This window comes from Cronobacter sp. HA18003, from assembly GCF_011605905.1.
GTDB lineage: Bacteria > Pseudomonadota > Gammaproteobacteria > Enterobacterales > Enterobacteriaceae > Cronobacter > Cronobacter sakazakii.
On record NZ_JAANQO010000011.1, the window covers coordinates 1918429 to 1934200 of the forward strand.

The 15772-nt window shown below is 58.7% G+C and carries 15 protein-coding genes, 1 other RNA gene and 1 CRISPR repeat array; of the genes, 2 read left to right on the forward strand and 14 right to left on the reverse strand.

Going from position 1 to position 15772, the window contains the following annotated elements:
• The first annotated feature begins 62 nt into the window (after nt 1-62).
• Nucleotides 63-1484: a MocR-like transcription factor YczR gene (gene yczR, locus G6041_RS10225; protein WP_012125462.1), complete on the forward strand. Its 1422-nt coding sequence runs from the start codon at nt 63-65 to the stop codon at nt 1482-1484.
• Nucleotides 1485-1487: 3 nt separating this feature from the next.
• On the opposite strand, the gene G6041_RS21570 is transcribed toward yczR, so the two are convergent.
• From G6041_RS21570 to G6041_RS10285, 13 genes are all read right to left on the reverse strand, one after another.
• On the reverse strand, nt 1488-1616 hold the full coding sequence (locus G6041_RS21570; protein WP_007865308.1) for a hypothetical protein: 129 nt from the start codon (nt 1614-1616) through the stop codon (nt 1488-1490).
• Nucleotides 1617-1859: 243 nt separating this feature from the next.
• Nucleotides 1860-2081, reverse strand: a complete 222-nt coding sequence (locus G6041_RS10230; RefSeq protein ID WP_007781449.1) for a hypothetical protein — start codon at nt 2079-2081, stop codon at nt 1860-1862.
• On the reverse strand, nt 2078-2329 hold the full coding sequence (locus G6041_RS10235) for a DUF6364 family protein (RefSeq protein WP_004386923.1): 252 nt from the start codon (nt 2327-2329) through the stop codon (nt 2078-2080). Before G6041_RS10235 ends, G6041_RS10230 begins: the two co-directional genes overlap by 4 nt.
• Nucleotides 2330-2629: 300 nt before the next feature.
• An RNA gene (gene ffs, locus G6041_RS10240) (signal recognition particle sRNA small type) lies at nt 2630-2726 on the reverse strand.
• 374 nt (nt 2727-3100) lie between these two features.
• The gene (locus G6041_RS10245; protein WP_012125465.1) at nt 3101-3559 is read right to left on the reverse strand and encodes a DUF3828 domain-containing protein; all 459 of its coding nucleotides are present in this window, start codon (nt 3557-3559) and stop codon (nt 3101-3103) included.
• A gap of 105 nt (nt 3560-3664) precedes the next feature.
• A CRISPR array of direct repeats spans nt 3665-5524; the repeat unit is 29 nt; unit sequence CGGTTTATCCCCGCTCGCGCGGGGAACAC.
• 96 nt (nt 5525-5620) lie between these two features.
• A complete protein-coding gene (gene cas2e / locus G6041_RS10250) occupies nt 5621-5914 on the reverse strand; it encodes a type I-E CRISPR-associated endoribonuclease Cas2e (protein WP_012125466.1) in 294 nt (97 codons plus the stop codon).
• A complete protein-coding gene (cas1e, locus tag G6041_RS10255) occupies nt 5914-6831 on the reverse strand; it encodes a type I-E CRISPR-associated endonuclease Cas1e (RefSeq protein ID WP_007865291.1) in 918 nt (305 codons plus the stop codon). Before cas1e ends, cas2e begins: the two co-directional genes overlap by 1 nt.
• Complete coding sequence (cas6e, locus tag G6041_RS10260) at nt 6828-7478, reverse strand: type I-E CRISPR-associated protein Cas6/Cse3/CasE (protein WP_012125467.1); 651 nt, start codon at nt 7476-7478, stop codon at nt 6828-6830. The genes cas1e and cas6e overlap by 4 nt, the downstream gene beginning before the upstream one ends.
• Complete coding sequence (gene cas5e / locus G6041_RS10265; RefSeq protein ID WP_012125468.1) at nt 7460-8212, reverse strand: type I-E CRISPR-associated protein Cas5/CasD; 753 nt, start codon at nt 8210-8212, stop codon at nt 7460-7462. The genes cas6e and cas5e overlap by 19 nt, the downstream gene beginning before the upstream one ends.
• 9 nt (nt 8213-8221) lie before the next feature.
• A complete protein-coding gene (gene cas7e / locus G6041_RS10270) occupies nt 8222-9295 on the reverse strand; it encodes a type I-E CRISPR-associated protein Cas7/Cse4/CasC (protein WP_012125469.1) in 1074 nt (357 codons plus the stop codon).
• An 11-nt stretch (nt 9296-9306) separates the two neighbouring features.
• Nucleotides 9307-9912: a type I-E CRISPR-associated protein Cse2/CasB gene (gene casB / locus G6041_RS10275; RefSeq protein ID WP_012125470.1), complete on the reverse strand. Its 606-nt coding sequence runs from the start codon at nt 9910-9912 to the stop codon at nt 9307-9309.
• Nucleotides 9913-11481 carry a type I-E CRISPR-associated protein Cse1/CasA gene (gene casA / locus G6041_RS10280; RefSeq protein WP_041460589.1) on the reverse strand — a complete coding sequence of 523 codons (1569 nt, stop codon included), beginning with the start codon at nt 11479-11481 and terminating at the stop codon, nt 9913-9915. It lies immediately after the preceding gene.
• Nucleotides 11482-11834: 353 nt separating this feature from the next.
• The gene (locus G6041_RS10285) at nt 11835-14468 is read right to left on the reverse strand and encodes a CRISPR-associated helicase/endonuclease Cas3 (RefSeq protein ID WP_012125472.1); all 2634 of its coding nucleotides are present in this window, start codon (nt 14466-14468) and stop codon (nt 11835-11837) included.
• 205 nt (nt 14469-14673) lie between these two features.
• Between G6041_RS10285 and G6041_RS10290 the strand changes: the two genes are divergently transcribed.
• A complete protein-coding gene (locus G6041_RS10290) occupies nt 14674-14985 on the forward strand; it encodes an MGMT family protein (protein ID WP_054628518.1) in 312 nt (103 codons plus the stop codon).
• Between the two features lie 31 nt (nt 14986-15016).
• Here G6041_RS10290 and G6041_RS10295 read toward each other — a convergent pair whose 3' ends face one another.
• Nucleotides 15017-15589: a YbaY family lipoprotein gene (locus G6041_RS10295; protein ID WP_041460590.1), complete on the reverse strand. Its 573-nt coding sequence runs from the start codon at nt 15587-15589 to the stop codon at nt 15017-15019.
• Nucleotides 15590-15772: the final 183 nt, after the last annotated feature.

Sequence of the window (15772 nt, forward strand, 5' to 3'; positions counted from 1 at the left end):
GCTACTACTTTAAGGCCAGTGGACGTAAGATTAAGGTCCAGTTTCAACAAAGTGGACTGCTTATGAATCATCGTCGTACCGGCACAGCCTCGCTGTTGCGCCTGCTCGGCCACTGGCAGCAGGCGCATTCCCGCCTGCCGGTTTATCGTCAGCTGGCGCAGGCGCTGCGCCTGATCATTCTGGATGGTCGCCTGCCGCTCGCAAGCCGTCTGCCGGGCGAGCGTGAACTGGCCGGCGCGCTGGGCGTCAGCCGCACGACCATAGCCAGCGCGCTGGGGCTACTGCGCGATGAAGGTTTTCTGATAAGCCGCCACGGCGCAGGCTCGGAAATCGCCCTGCCCGCCAGCGCCTCGGTGCCAACGCTCACCGGCAGCGGCGGCGCGCTCGATCTCTCTACCGCAGCGCTGAGCGCAGGCCAGGAGGTGTTAGCGGCTTGCCAGCGCGCCGTGGCGCAACTGCCGGATTATCTCGGCCATACGGGCTACGATCCGCAGGGGCTGCTGCGCCTGCGTGAAACTCTCGCCGCCCGCTATAGCGCGCGCGGTCTGCCCACCAGCCCCGATCAGGTGATGCTGGTGAACGGCGCGGTGAGCGGTTTTGCGCTTGTCCTGCGGCTGTTGACCGGCCCCGGCGACCGGGTGGTTATCGATAACCCAACCTATCCGCTCGCCATCGCCGCCATTCGTGGCGCATCATGCCGTCCGGTATCGGTGGCGCTGGCAAGCCAAGGCTGGGATCCGGACGGGCTGGCGGCCACGTTCGCCCAGACGTCGCCGCGCCTTGCGTATCTCATTCCCGATTACCACAACCCTACCGGCTACTGCATGGACGCCGCCACCCGTGAGCGCATCGCCGCCGCGGCCACCGCCAGCCGCACAACGCTGGTCGTCGACGAAACGATGGTGGATCTCTGGTATGAAGAGGCTCCGCCGCCGCCGCTCGCCGCGTTTGACGCCCAGGATACGGTCATTACGCTCGGCTCGGCAGGTAAGAGTTTCTGGGGTGGGCTGCGGCTTGGCTGGATACGCGCCAGCACACGCACTATCGCATCGCTGATCCAGATGCGCGATACGCTCGATCTCGGCTCGCCGCTGCTGGAACAGCTCGCCGTCGCCACGCTGATTGAGGATGCCCCGCATTTTCTGCCGCCGCGACGCACGGCGTTAAAAGCGCGCCGCGATGCGTGTCTGGACGCCATGCAGCGCTATTTTCCGCAGTGGCGCACGAGCTTGCCGCAAGGGGGATTATCGTTCTGGGTGGAGCTGCCGCGCCCGCTTGCGACACGTTTCGCGGCCAGCGCCGAAGGGCTCGGCATTCATCTTGGCGCGGGCAACCGGTTTGGCGTCGAGGGAGCCTTTGAGCGCTTTCTGCGAATGCCGTTTACGCTTGAGACTGAACGCCTGGAAGAGGCGTTTGCCCGGTTACAGCCGCTCTGGCATCAGCTGATGGAGACGCGCGCGTCGACTGCCCGTGGGCTGGTGTGAACATTACATATTCAGAACAGGCCAGGTGATGCGCAGCAAAAAGACACCGACAATCGCTACTACATACGCGCACCAGAGAGAGATAACCACGCTGGCGATATGGCCTGCCACAAGCAATAACTTAGGTATCATTGCACACCTCTGTCATTAAGGTGAACCTGAAGCAAAAGTTACAAAGAAGCATCGAGTTTTAATAATGGCAAGAAAAACAGACGACGAGCCTTCCGGCCCGCCATAAAAAAACGGTCATCCATGACTGCACATAATTTGAGATGGTGAGGCGTATCATTTTATTATGCGAGGATAATGACGGCGCTTTGTAACAGCGCCGTGTCACGCAGATGATATATTCATGACGCGTGTAGCAGGAGGGAATTAATGCTGGCGGGGAACCGGAAAACCTTTCAGGGAAATGACAAACGCATCGCCCTCTTTTTTTATTTTTGCACCTGCATCGCACCAGTCGGACGCAATGCGAAAAAACTCATCGCTGCCGACATCCCAGCCCAGACGGACGTGTTTGACATAGCCTGAACGCAACAGCTCACAGGCTTCCCGGTAGGTTGCAGCCGTAGTGGATAAAGACGCGTCTTTCATTTTCTTTTCTTCAGCAGTTTACGTAGCGCTTTGATTTCTTTTACAGAAAGTGGGGATACATCTTCTTCGGTGTGCTGGCTGTCGATCTCTTCGCTGTTCACCACGTCGTCTTCCTCGCCCAGCACCAGCGCCTTTTGCAACAGCTTTTCTGTGGCGGCGCTGAGCGTTTCACCGTGCTGCTCAGCATACTGACGAAGCTTTTCTTTAAGATCGGTATCTATTTTTACGTTAAGCACCGCAGCAGTCATAGAAAATTCCTTTCCTTTCAGATGAGAGCTATTTAATACCTTAATTGATTATTAAGATCCAGCATTAAGCTCTTACTTATAAAAAGACGTTTTAAAAATGAGATATCGGTTCAGCGATTATGACAATAAGATGACAAATATATGACAATATAATTAAATTTAAACGACAGAATAAAATAAAGCGGTTTGCAACGCGGAAATAAATAGCTGTGGGAAGAACGGGAAAACGCAGAAGCGGATGCTTAAAAGCAGCACAGTAGAAGTAGGTTATCGCGGTGGAGAGCCTGAAATGGGTGGGGGCCCTGCCAGCTACATCCCGGCACACACGTCATCTGCCTTGGCTGCTTCCTTCCGGACCTGACCTGGTAAACAGAGTAGCGTTGCGGGAGAACCAACAGGGCCCCCATTGAGAGCGTCGTTAAACGCGCAGGGCGCATTATGTCTGTTGCCCCCGGCGATTGCAACCCAACGCGCGCCGTATGCCGGTTTATTGCGCAATCGCGAGCAGGCGCGGGAAAAGTTTGTGTGTCGGATAAGCGCTGGCGCGCCAGTTTATATGTAGGGTGGGTAAGCGAAGCGCACCCACCTGGCCTTGCAATCAATAGATGTAGGGTGGGTAAGCGAAGCGCACCCACCTGGCCTTGCAATCAATAGATGTAGGGTGGGTAAGCGAAGCGCACCCACCTGGCCTTGCAATCAATAGATGTAGGGTGGGTAAGCGAAGCGCACCCACCGGGCGCAAGGACTCTACTCAACGACTCGATTTCCTTTTCAGGGTTTCCCTTTTGCCACTGGCACGCGTGCAACGGACTGAACCTTCCATATTCCCGCTTCCTTCACCATACAATCGATCACCCCATGTGCCGGGTTTTGACCAAACGACACATACACCTGCGTACAAACCGGGTCATACTCGACATCCGTAATGACGATATGAGAAGTCCAGTCCGGCAGAATGTCCTGAGCCTTGATGAAAAAGTCCGCATCATAAAATTCATTTTCATTCGGTCTGGCTCGCCGCAATTTCTCCAGCGTTGTTTTTGTCACGTAATGTCTAATCTGCTTGCTATCAAGAAGATCCTGATGAGTATTCTGAAAGCCGCTTATATACCAGCGATTAAAATTAAGTGCGGCCTGCTGCGGTTTTTGTTCAAGCGTTTCATCACTGGCAACAGCGGTAGTACTACACAACGCGGCAGTAATAAGTAAGGTGCAAATGGTTTTATTCATGTTCAATAATGCCTGTAAAGTTTAAAGGCTGGGTGAGCCCGGCGGTCAGGAGTTATTCGCGCGCGGGGAATACTCCCCGATCACCGTGTCGAAAACCGGTTACGTCGGTTTATCCCCGCTCGCGCCGGGAACACTTGATCATCTATCGCGGCGAGGTGCATCACCGCGGTTTATCCCCGCTCGTACGGGGAACACAAAAGCCTACAGGCCGGTCAGGACGCAGGCGGCGGTTTATCCCCGCTCGCGCGGGGAACACGCCAGTATTTGCACGGTGTAGGTAAAAACGTCGCGGTTTATCTCCGCTCGCGCGGGGAACACACGCCTTCGGGCGGGCTGACAAGCGTCGCCGTCGGTTTATCCCCGCTCTCGCGGGGAACACGTCTGGTGTGGCGTAGGGCATGGTTTACTTCCCGGTTTATCCCCGCTCGCGCGGGGAACACGAGCTGCTCAAGTTTAAAACGCCGCGAGGGATCGGTTTATCCCCGCTCGCGCGGGGAACACAATTCAGCTGTTCCGCGCTTAACCCCCGTCCACGGTTTATCCCCGCTCGCGCGGGGAACACCAGCACGCCGCGAACGTCGGGATCGTTAATAGCGGTTTATCCCCGCTCGCGCGGGGAACACTCCTCTTCTACGGCCTGTTGGCTACGGTTATCCGGTTTATCCCCGCTCGCGCGGGGAACAGGCGTCACACGTGCCTGGACGTTGAGAAACTGGCGGTTTATCCCCGCTCGCGCGGGGAACACTGTCTGCGTAGTGCCGGGGATCTGGTTGTAATCGGTTTATCCCCGCTCGCGCGGGGAACACATACGGTAAGCGTCACCAGAGCGTTAAAGAACCGGTTTATCCCCGCTCGCGCGGGAAACACTCGAAATCCCTTCACGCACGTTCGCCACCCTTCGGTTTATCCCCGCTCACGCGGGGAACACGGGGTAAGTAACGACAACGTCCGACCCGTAGTCGGTTTATCCCCGCTCACGCGGGGAACACAGGCGTTTGCACCGGGAACCGCCAGCGCCATACGGTTTATCCCCGCTCGCGCGGGGAACACGAGTTCACACACGCTACCTGGCACGAAATAAACGGTTTATCCCCGCTCGCGCGGGGAACACGATAATATTGCGATCGAGTTGCTCAGGCACCGCGGTTTATCCCCGCTCGCGCGGGGAACTCCGGATCGTCACCACGTGTAAAGCGAAAGTGATCGGTTTATCCCCGCTCGCGCGGGGAACACAGAAATATCACCGAAAACCCCTCCCTCTGCCGCGGTTTATCCCCGCTCGCGCGGGGAACACGTTCGCAGCCCAGCTGCGTCAAGGTGGTGCCGCGGTTTATCCCCGCTCGCGCGGGGAACACAGAAACACCTCTGTTGGTGATAACACGCTGCGCGGTTTATCCCCGCTCGCGCGGGGAATACTTCCAACGTAATTAGTACTGCCCGTGCAATCCCGGTTTATCCCCGCTCGCGCGGGGAATACTCCATCATTTTCACTGCGTTAAACACATTTTCCGGTTTATCCCCGCTCGCGCGGGGAATACGGTTGTGTACGCGTTCTCTCGGAGTCGGTAGGCGGTTTATCCCCGCTCGCGCGGGGAATACGATGCGGTGACAAAGGCTCTGTCTGCTGCGGGCGGTTTATCCCCGCTCGCGCGGGGAACACCCGGGCGCAGGCCGCATGGCGCTTTGCGCGACCGGTTTATCCCCGCTCGCGCGGGGAACACCCAAACTCGGTATCGACAGTGATACCGACGCGCGGTTTATCCCCGCTCGCGCGGGGAACACGCGTGATTCCTGTCGTTGCCGTGCAGAAGGGGCGGTTTATCCCCGCTCGCGCGGGGAACACCAAACGCAGGGATCTACCGCCCGAACGATAAACGGTTTATCCCCGCTCGCGCGGGGAACACTTGCACCGGATGCCAAAACGGCGTTAGTGGCGCGGTTTATCCCCGCTCGCGCGGGGAACACTCTAAAACTATATACTTGTATCTATTACACTTTTTCGTGCAACAACATCCTACCAACGTTTGGTTCACAATCTCGCATTGTTAAAGAGCGAATAACCTACTGATTTTCAAGCGGTAAAAACGAGACAAGGCGCAGGCCGTCTAAATCCACCGGGATACGACGGTTAACGCCGAACGTCTGGAAATCGAAGCCGGATTCATTATTGGTGGCCCAGGCTATCACCACATTGCCCTCCTCCGCTAACTCATTTATCTGATGCCTGATCATCTCACGCACCCGACGCGATACGTCGCCCACGTAAACCCCGGCGCGCAGCTCCAGCAGCCAGATGGCGAGCCGTCCGCGAAGCCGGGGCGGGACGTTTTCCGTCACGACGACCAGCATGCTCATCAGCGGCTCCTGAAACCGGCTTCCGCCAGCGAATCGGCTTGCGGTATCGCGGGCGGCAGCATGTCCGCCGCGGGCTGCGGCGGTTCGATTTCACCGGCGGCGAGCACGGTTTCAATCAGCGGGATAAGCTTGCCGGTCAGCTTTTCGCTACGAAAAATATCCCGGCACGCCAGACGCACGTCGCGATCCGGCTGTTCCGGGTGACGGGCCGCTATCTCGAATGCTTTCGGCACCACGGCGTCAAATTTAATGATGTCCGCGATGTCGTAAACAAACGAAAGCGGCTTGCCGCTGTGGATAAAACCGATGGCGGGCGCGTAACCCGCCGCCAGTATCGCCGCCTCGCTGATGCCGTATAAACAGGAAGTCGCCGCGCTGATGCACTGGTTCACTACATCGCCCTTTTCCCAGTCTTTCGGATCGTATCTGCGCCCGTTCCACTTCACGCCGTAGCGTTTCGCCAGCAGTGCGTAGGTCTGGCGCACGCGCGCGCCTTCGATCCCGCGCAGCTGTTCGACCGATCGGCGCGCTGGCGGCGGCTCGCCAAAACGCAGCTCATACATTTTGCGTACCACCTTCAGGCGCAGCGTCTCGTCGAGCGCGAGCTTCGCTTGGTACAGCAGCTTGTCAGCCCGCGCGCCGCCCGGCTGGCCGGAAGCATAAAGACGCACGCCCGCTTCGCCCACCCATACCAGCAGCGTACCGACCTGCGAAGCCAGCCTGATCGCGGCATGAGACACCCGCGTGCCCGGCTCCAGCATAATGCAGGCGATAGCCCCCACCGGCACATGCGTGCGCACGCCGGTTTTATCCACCAGCACGAACGCGCCATCCAGTACGTCGAGATGACCGTACTGGAGGAAAATCATCGAGGTGCGATCGTTAAGCGGAATCGGGTTGAGGGGAACAAAGCTCATACCCCGTCGCCCGGCTTGATAAGCATCAGTCCGCAGCCGAAAGCGCGACATTTGCCAATGCCTTCGTGAAGCCGGGCGATAAACCGCGCCGGATCGGTCACGATAAGCGCGCCTTCATAATCGACCGTGCTGAACTGGATCAACTCGCCGCGTTTCTTCACGACCTGCTGTTGACGGTATGCCGCCACGCACGCCTGCGAGAGACGAAAGCCGCCTTTCTCGCCCTGCGCGTCGAGCCACGCCAGCGCCGCCTGCTCCTGCATCGTCCAGAGCGCGCCCTGCTTCTGATTAAGCTGCCATTCGCGTTTCGCGTTCATCAGCACGTCGTGCCTTTTACCGTTGCGGGTGACGACCGGATTAGCCCGCAGCGAAAAACGCAGCGCGGTGCCTTCATCAGGCGCTGGCGCGAACGGGCGCGTCTGAATCTCAAATAGCGGGTGCGTGCGCTCGGGCGCGCTTGCTGAAAGCAGATAAAAGCAGAAACCGTTTTGCAGCGTCTCGCGCCGGTAGAGGTACTGCCGCTGCGCCACGCCCGGAAACAGCTCCCACAACCACTGGTGCATGACATATTCGCCGCGCGCCATCATCTCCATCAGCCGCTCCGGCGTGAGCCTGGCGGTGGGGAGCGTTATTTTTGAGAGATACATGTCGCCTCCTGCGTCAGTCGTCCTTGCTGCACCGTCCGGATGTCGAAATCCCAGCGTCGGCGGCTGAGCGGCTGGTCACGCCAGATCTGAATTTCATCCGCCGTGAGGCCGTCGTGCTCGCCCTCCCACCAGAGGTGCGGATGAAACTGCGCGAGCGCGCTCAGCGCCGGGTTAAGCTCGCTTAATGCCGCGCCGTAGCGCGCCTGTGCTTCGCGCAGCAGCGAGGCGGCCTCGCCTTCGCACAGATGCGGCCAGAGCGGCAGCCCGAGCGGATGGCTTTTACGTCCGAGGTATAACGGAAAAACCGGCGCGCGCAGTGCCGTCTGTAAGGCCTCAAGCGTATAAGGCGCGCCGGGCGTCGCCGCGACGGCGACGAGCCAGTAGCCATCGGCGTAATAATCGCGGCGCGAAAGCGTCGTTTCGAGCATCTGCGCGTCGCGCAGTTCATCTTTACGGGTGAAATAGCGCACTTTACGGGCTTCGCGTGGCACCTGCACCGTGTGGTAGTCACGCGCCCAGGCGCTTGATTTTCCGGCGCAGACGATAAACTGATAATGCTGATTCAGCGCGTTTAACGCCGCCTCGTCGTCACGCCGGATGCCGAGCGCGGCGGCAAGCAGCCCGAGCAGCGCCGAGCGCCCCGGCAGCGCGCGCGTATGGCGCACCTCGCCGACGGCAATCTCTCCCCAGGAGGCCATCGGCCCCTGAAGCTGAAAAATAAGATAGCGGTTCATCGTCGCCCCTTATGCGCTGATAAAATCCAGCAGTTGCGCGACGGAACCTTCCCCTTTATCGCCATACAGCACTGCGCACGGCGTCGCGCCGCCGCCATAGACGTTATTCATGTTGTTGCGAAGTGTGATGATGCGGCGCACCGCCTCGTCAAGCTGATCGTGACCGGTCACTGGCTCCCAGAACGCGGCGGCCAGCGAGCGCGGCTGCTCCGTGCTTTTTTCGGCGAGCGCCCAGCTGGCGTACGCGCGCGAGGCGAAACTATTCTGTTTGCCGGTGGGGGAGATTTTCAGCGTACATTCGCCCAGCGCCCGCAGCGTTTTCGCCATAAGCTGTTCGTCGCCGTTGAGGTTTTCCAGCAGGCGATCGCGGTCGATGCACAGATAGGTGTAAAAAAGCGCCGAGCCGAAACCCAGCTCGCCAATATGTCCGGCGCCGGCGTCTTCCGCCGCGGCCTGGCGCAGATCGTCCACCGCCGTGAAGAAATCTTCTTCCATCAGGGTTTCACCGACGCCGAACGCGTGAGCAACCTGACAGGCGGCTTCGATATTATGCTCCGGCGTGGACGCGAGCATACGGCCAAACAGCGCGATATCCACCGCCATCGCGTCTTTGCGCAGGAAATTGAGTTCATCTACCGTCGGCGCGCGTTTCTCCACTGCGAGCGTACGGGCCAGCACATGCACACTTTCTCTTTCCTTCGGGCTGACATGGGCGAGCTGCTCGGTTTCGGTGTTGATCAGCGGATCTTTCTCCAGCCTGTTTTTATCTTTTTCGCTTTTCACTTTGCCGAAGCAGGCGGCAATTGCGCCGCCCCACTCAATGGCTTTGGCCTGCGCGACGCCGCCCGCCAGCATGATCTCCGCCGCCTCGCGGCCGATGCGCGCAGTGCGGGTGCCGGTATACCCGCCGAGCGCCGCCTCAAAGAGTTCAGAGGTGCGCCAGGCGCGCTTGAGGCTTTGCGAAGAGACACGCAGGCGCGACGCGCCGCCGATGGTGACGGTTTTCGGCGCGCCGGTGTCGTCGCGGTTCAGGTTAGCAGCCGGGTAAGCGGTTAACAGATGAAGCTGAATAAACGTTGTCATGTGAATGTTCCTTATTCCTGAGTGGTGGCCGAATCAGCCGGTAAATCGGTGTTTTCTGCGTCCGGAGCGTCTGTGGGGTTGCCCGCCATGTAATAATCCAGCGCCCAGCGCACGCGGATGTAATCGGTCGGGGCACGCCTGTGCGCCGCGCGGCACTCGCGTTCGTTTTCTTCTTTGCACCAGCGGAAAACGCCCTCCGCTAAATCCGGCAGATTGACCACACCTCGCAGCAACTGCACCGCGCGGCGCAACTGGCGGAACAGCTCCTCCTGCGTGCGCGCCTGGCTGAGCCGCCGGAAGCGCAGTTCGGACATCACCGCATGATTGCCCTCTTTGTGGCCGAGCTGTTCGGCAAAAGAGGCGCGCGTATCTACCGTTTTGATATGGGCGGCCAGCGCCGCGACGATGCCGAGCGCACAGAAGCGCCATTCGTGCCCCTCAATGTTCGAGCGCGTCGGCACGCGCGCCGCCAGTGACCGAAACCCTTCGCTGAGCCACACCTCGTTCAGCGTATGGCTGCGACGCAGGCTGGCGCGCAACCGCCGTCCCTGTTGTTCATTGAGTAGCGCATGCCATTTGAGTAAAGACTCACGGTGCGCCTGCGATAAGATGCTCACTTAGTTTGCCTCCTGCGGTTTTTTCGCCCGCGCGCCTTTCGCGGCAGGCTTCGCCTTCGCCTGCGTGAAAAACTTTTTGCGGGCTTTCATGATGTCTGCGAATTCCGTGCGCTCCTGCGGGTTAGTCAGGGCGTGGTCGTCAAAATAGCGGCGCGTATACCGCCAGATATCGCTATTCCAGGCGCTGAGCAGCGAACGGTTGTCGCCGGTAGTATCGGCCTTGACCGCCTCGACCAGCTCCAGGAACCGCGGCTGCGTCTGCTGCCAGAAGTCGATATCGATAAAGCTGAAATCGCCGCGCACGGTCGCGCCTTCGCCGAACCAGGCCTCTTTCAGCGCGCTGCGTAACTTGCTGAGCATCAGGTTGGCGACCCGCGCGGCGTCGCTCAGGGTCTGGCGGATAAACGGCTGTTGCGATTCGGGAAGTTGCAGGAAGGGCAGATGATGCTCATACCAGCAGCGGGCCTTCATGTTGTCGAAGTCGTAGCCAAAGCACCAGAGCCCGGTTTCCGCGCCGGGCAACGGTTTTTGCTGGCGGATTTTGACAATACGGGCAGGCTGCTCCCGGTTGTTGTCGTTTTCGCTTTCCATCATCAGCCCCAGCCAGTCGCGCCACAGCAGGCCGCCCGGCTGCCCTTTCACGGAGAACATCTCCCCGCCTTCTTTTTTAGGGATGCGGTGAGGGGTTAAAGGGTGCATCCAGCCCACATAGTTGACGCCGTAGTTTTTGACGGTCATGGACGTCAGCAGCGCGTCGCCCGGCTCGCCGCAGAGATCGCAGGTGCCCGGCTGTGTAGTGGAGAAATCCACGCGAATGCGCCGAGGCATGCCCCAGTACGCCTGCAGCGCATCGGCCTGCTCCGGCGTAATGATATCGCTCGCTTTTTCACTGGTGCGGGTCGGCGCGAGCCACGGGAAGACGTGGGCGTCGTAGCTGGCCGGGCGCGGGAGACGCCCCTCGCGCTGCGGCAATACGTTAAGCCACAGCCTGCGCCACAGCGCCGGGCGCTCGCCCTGATAGCGATGCAGTTCCAGCAGCGTGGTCATTGGCCCACCGCCGCGCAGCCCGGTGCGGTAACCCTTCCCACCTGATGGCGCATTTAGCTGGAGCGAAAAGAGCGCCAGCGCCGCACAGTGCGGGCAGAATTTTTCAGTGGTGCCGCGCTTAATAAAATGATCTTTATTGAGCTTTAGTGTCTGGGCCCCAGGCGTTTCCGGCAGCAGCAGCGCCAGCGCGACGCTTTCACCGTCGAGCGGCTCGAAATCCTGCATAAACGAGGGCGTATCCGGGCCAAATTCAAAGAGTTTCTCCAGCGGCGCCAGGGCGTTGCGGATAGCCTCCGCCGTTAAGCCGTCTTCCCAGATATCCTCCCAGCTTTCGGCGTCTTTCGGGGCCAGCGCCGTTTGCAGCAGACCGAGCAGAAACTGCCAGGCCGCGCCCTGAAAATCCGGACGCGGCAAAATCAGGTCCAGAATGTTTTCATCGGCCAGATCCAGCGGCGCGATTTTCCCACGGGTGCCGTCGCGGTAAATAACGGGGAGCCATTTTGTGGTGATTAATGAACTCAAAACATATCCCTCCCTTGCCTGACAGATATCCCGCAGGCATGCGTCCTTTAAAGGTTTAAACAATGGATGGCAGAAATTAATTAAGACAATTAATTCATATCAAAAATAATTCAATCACCTCGATCGAACTCATTGAAAAATACGCCTGAAGATTCAAATAAAAAGTGACATAGCGCTAAAAAAAACATCAAAATAAAAACTACACCTTTTATTTTATTTCTTAGCTATTACCCTTATTTCGTTCCCGTCGATATTAACCGGGATAAACCGGTGTATTTTTTCTCCTGGTGTTTAACCGTTCCCCGCTTTCGCGGGGATAAAATCCCAGGGCAAGTGCCCCGGGATTGACTAAGCTACGCCTCGCCGATAAGCCCCTCTTTGGCTGAATAGCCGCCCGGCAGCAGAATCACCACCGCCTCTGGTTTACGCTGCGCGCTGCACCACTGAGAGAGCGCCTCGCCGCAAAGCAGCGTGAACTCGCCGCGGTGCTTGTCCCACCAGCTTTTGCGCACGCGCAGCGCGCTCATCTCCCAGGCGTTATCGCCCTGCGCGTAGGGCGTTATGCCTTGCGATGTCTCCCGTGCGAGCGATACGCTTATGGTCATATCTCCAATACGGGTCGAGACGTCCGGCCCCCATAGCTCCGCGCTCTCAACGCTGTAGCCAACGTCGAGGGAAATTTCATACTTACTCGCAATGGCGCGCTGGCAGTAATAGTCGGCCAGCGCCTTCTCTTCAGAACGTTTCATGCCTTCCGGCACCTCAACGTCTTCGCCATATACGGCTTCAATTAACAGGCGCGCCGCTTCCGGCATCTTTATTTCACCCTGCTCGCGCAATATCCGCTGGGTCAGCCAGAGCCGCGAATGCGCCGGATAAACGTAACTGGTATTGCGCATGGCGGAGGTCAGCCATTTCTCATCCGGCTGCGCCTCCCAACGCGGCGCCAGAATATCCAGACGTGGCGCGGGGCGTTCATCTGCGCCGGTTAATTTAAGCTGCCCCTGTTTATCACGACTATGCCGCTGCAAACGTCCGGCGCGCTGAATTAATAAATCGACCGGCGCGAGATCGCTAATTAAATAATCCAGATCGATATCGATGGATTGTTCTATTACTTGAGTAGATATAATCACCTTACCGCTTCGATTAATCGTATTTTGTTTTCCGAACCATTCCAGCGTTTTTTGTTCCTTATCATTACGGTCGATAAACGCGAAACGGCTATGAAATAAAATAATATTCTCTTCCGGGATATTCCCCCGGCGAATTAATTCCCGGTAGCTGTTCACCGCATCGTCGACGGAATTTCGTATCCAGCCGATACAGCCGCCCTCGCGCGCTACCGTCTCGATCTTATCAAAGCACGCGGCGTCATCTTCCATCCAGCCGATGCCGACGCGCCGCTGCACCTGCGCACGCGTGGCGACGCGCTGCCCGTCAATGCCCTGCGCGTGGAGATGCGTTATCCACGGGTAGTCGTCAGGCCCGAGGCGCGGCGATTCACGCGTGGTATTAAGCCCTTTATAAAAAGCGGCGATTAGGCGGTCGCGCTGGGCCTGCGAAAGCGTGGCGGAAAGCAAAATCGTGGCGTTGCCGTAGCGGGCACGCGTCTCGACAAGCTTTTCCACCACATGCGACATATACGCATCGTAAGAGTGGATTTCATCGGCAATAAGCACTTTGTCGTTCAGGCCCAGCAGGTGCAGATTCTGGTGCTTAAACGCCATGACCGCCATCATCGCCTGGTCGAGCGTGCCGACGCCGGTTTCAGCGAGCAGTGCCTTTTTAGGCGACTGCGCAAACCAGGCGGCACAGCCTTCATACGCGGCGGCCTCATCGCCGGAGTCGTTCGGCAGTAATTCATGTACCCAGATGGAGGCGTTAAATCCCGCAGAGAGTTTGCGCGCGCTGTGCGCCAACACGAGGCTCGGATGACTGCCTTCACGATACAGCCGCAGCCAGGCCTGCGACATCCGCGCATACATGGCGTTCGCCGTCGCCATCGTCGGCAGGCCGATATAGAGCCCGCGCGCCTGCCCCGCCGCCATCAGGCGATGCGCCAGCACCAGCGCCGCCTCCGTTTTTCCGGCCCCGGTGACATCTTCAAGAATGATGAGATGCGGGCCTTTCGCGTGAATATCCATCTCCAGCGCGTTTTGCTGAAGCGGCGTAGGCCTGGTGATAAAAGGAAAAAGCGTTTCGATGCCGGTAAAGGGCGCGACGTCGCTTGCTGGCGGCAACAGGCGCAGCGCCCGTTGCGCCTGTGCAACAGCGCGCGCCCAGTAATCTTCAAACGGCATCGCCTGCGCCACCCAGGGGAAGTACAGATTCGCGGAGCCTGTCCAGTCCGCCAGTACCGTGAGCGCGGAGACCAGCCAGCTTTTCTCCGGGAACGCCTCCCGCCAGCTATCGTCTTTCCACTGCGTCGGCAGCGCAACCGCCGGGAAGAGTGCATTCACCGCGCCCGCAAACGCTCTGGCGGCAGCGATATCTTCCGGCAGGAAATCGTTATGGCAGTTTTCACAGGAGACGGGCTTGCCGTGATGGCCGAGCACCGCAGGCATCCAGCGGTCCAGCACGCGTTTACGCTCACGCGCCGACAGCGGGCCTGTCATGCCCTGCGCCACGCAATCACCAAGATGGTTTTGCCACAGCCACGTGCCGGTGACGGTATGGTGATGGCGGCTGTCGTTAACATCGCGCTGGCCGCACGCCAGCGCGTCGCAGCGGTATTGTTGCTGAAACAGACGCGCAAATTTGCCAATATCATGCCAGCAGAGCAGCCAGGCGAAAAACGTGGCCGCCGTTTCGCGATCGTCTATCCCGAGCGTCGCAAAGAGAGATGCGGCGTTAAAGTAGTTTTCCATCACCATCACGTATCCGCATGCAGCTACATCAAGGGAATGCCATTGCAGCAGGTGGTATTCATCGCCCCGATGGTTTTCGCCCTTTCGTGACTTACCCCAGTATAAATATCCGCTCATAAATCAGTCCTTTGCAAAATTCCGCCTATTCTGCGGCGCACGCCGGAATCGTACCGTGAGCGCAAGCGTATTTCCTTTTCCCTGAAAATATACAATTAACTGATATATAAAGAATTTACATTGAAATGACTGATAAAAAACGCCTCCCAGTTGCGCCCTTCGCCCGCTCTTTCTTATGCTTAACGCCTGAAATCAAGGAGCCTCTATGAACCACCACGACACCTTTCCACAGCGCGTTTACCAGATTGTCGCCGCCATCCCGGAAGGCTGCGTCACGACCTATGGCGAGGTGGCGCGGCTGGCGGGCTCGCCGCGGGCGGCGCGTCAGGTAGGCGGCGTGCTAAAGCGTCTGCCGGAAGGCAGCACGCTGCCGTGGCATCGGGTGGTGAATTGTCACGGGGAAATTTCGCTGACCGGGCCGGATTTACAGCGCCAGCGGCAGGCGTTGCTCGCGGAGGGGGTGCAGGTCTCAGGGAAAGGAGAGATCGATCTGGCGCGCTACGGGTGGCGCTACTGAAAAGCGCCTCCGAAGAGGCGCTTGTGCGGGTTTAGTACGTCGTCGGGGCCGGAACGGCGGAGGACGGCGTGACCTGCGTCGGCGAGGTTGACGGCACGCTTGTCACCGCACCGCCACCAGACTGTACCGGCACCGCGGTCTGCTGCACCGGCACCAGCGTCAGGTCGATTTTGGTGCCACCTTCGTTCACCGCAGGCTGGACGCGGTCGGTGATAAACACCAGCTTATCTTTAACCGTGATCGCCGCACTCAGCAGAACGCGGGCGTTCGGCTGAATGTCGGACGGGTTAAACGGCAGTACGAAGCTGAACGGTGCCTGTTTACCTTCGGTACGCACCACTTTCTGCGCCAGCACTTTCGACGGCGCGTTCGCCTGGGTGGCGTCAGAAAGGGTCACGGTCAGCACGGCGTCCGACGGCAGAGCCACTTTCTGGCGGATCCAGACGGTACCGGAAACGTTCGGCTGCTTAATCACCGGCTTGGTCGCGACGCCGGAAGTATTCGGGTTCGGGGCTGGAACAGCAATATCAGCACTTTTATCCTGCGCGCAACCGGCCAGAGCAACGGCAACGGCTAAACCACTTAACATGTGCACGAGTTTCATGGCGTTCTCCTTATTTTCATTCCACCAGTAAGCGCCAGGCACTCACCAGCGTGAGCTGTTACAACATGTTTGTCGTGCTAAGTGTGGCACATATCACTAATTTTCGCCTGGAAACGGGGCGCTATTAAGATTATTTAACCCCTCTGACCAGTTGCCGTTCTGCGTTATAATCGGGATATATTC

What these genes read in the sequence shown, in the direction of transcription:
- cas1e (WP_007865291.1), bottom strand. Translation starts at nt 6,831, where the DNA reads ATGAGCTTTGTTCCCCTCAACCCGATTCCGCTTAACGATCGCACCTCG.
- G6041_RS10285 (WP_012125472.1), bottom strand. Translation starts at nt 14,468, where the DNA reads ATGAGCGGATATTTATACTGGGGTAAGTCACGAAAGGGCGAAAACCAT.
- G6041_RS10245 (WP_012125465.1), bottom strand. Translation starts at nt 3,559, where the DNA reads ATGAATAAAACCATTTGCACCTTACTTATTACTGCCGCGTTGTGTAGT.
- yczR (WP_012125462.1), top strand. Translation starts at nt 63, where the DNA reads ATGAATCATCGTCGTACCGGCACAGCCTCGCTGTTGCGCCTGCTCGGC.
- cas6e (WP_012125467.1), bottom strand. Translation starts at nt 7,478, where the DNA reads ATGTATCTCTCAAAAATAACGCTCCCCACCGCCAGGCTCACGCCGGAG.
- G6041_RS21570 (WP_007865308.1), bottom strand. Translation starts at nt 1,616, where the DNA reads ATGATACCTAAGTTATTGCTTGTGGCAGGCCATATCGCCAGCGTGGTT.
- cas2e (WP_012125466.1), bottom strand. Translation starts at nt 5,914, where the DNA reads ATGAGCATGCTGGTCGTCGTGACGGAAAACGTCCCGCCCCGGCTTCGC.
- cas7e (WP_012125469.1), bottom strand. Translation starts at nt 9,295, where the DNA reads ATGACAACGTTTATTCAGCTTCATCTGTTAACCGCTTACCCGGCTGCT.
- G6041_RS10290 (WP_054628518.1), top strand. Translation starts at nt 14,674, where the DNA reads ATGAACCACCACGACACCTTTCCACAGCGCGTTTACCAGATTGTCGCC.
- G6041_RS10230 (WP_007781449.1), bottom strand. Translation starts at nt 2,081, where the DNA reads ATGAAAGACGCGTCTTTATCCACTACGGCTGCAACCTACCGGGAAGCC.
- G6041_RS10295 (WP_041460590.1), bottom strand. Translation starts at nt 15,589, where the DNA reads ATGAAACTCGTGCACATGTTAAGTGGTTTAGCCGTTGCCGTTGCTCTG.
- cas5e (WP_012125468.1), bottom strand. Translation starts at nt 8,212, where the DNA reads ATGAACCGCTATCTTATTTTTCAGCTTCAGGGGCCGATGGCCTCCTGG.
- G6041_RS10235 (WP_004386923.1), bottom strand. Translation starts at nt 2,329, where the DNA reads ATGACTGCTGCGGTGCTTAACGTAAAAATAGATACCGATCTTAAAGAA.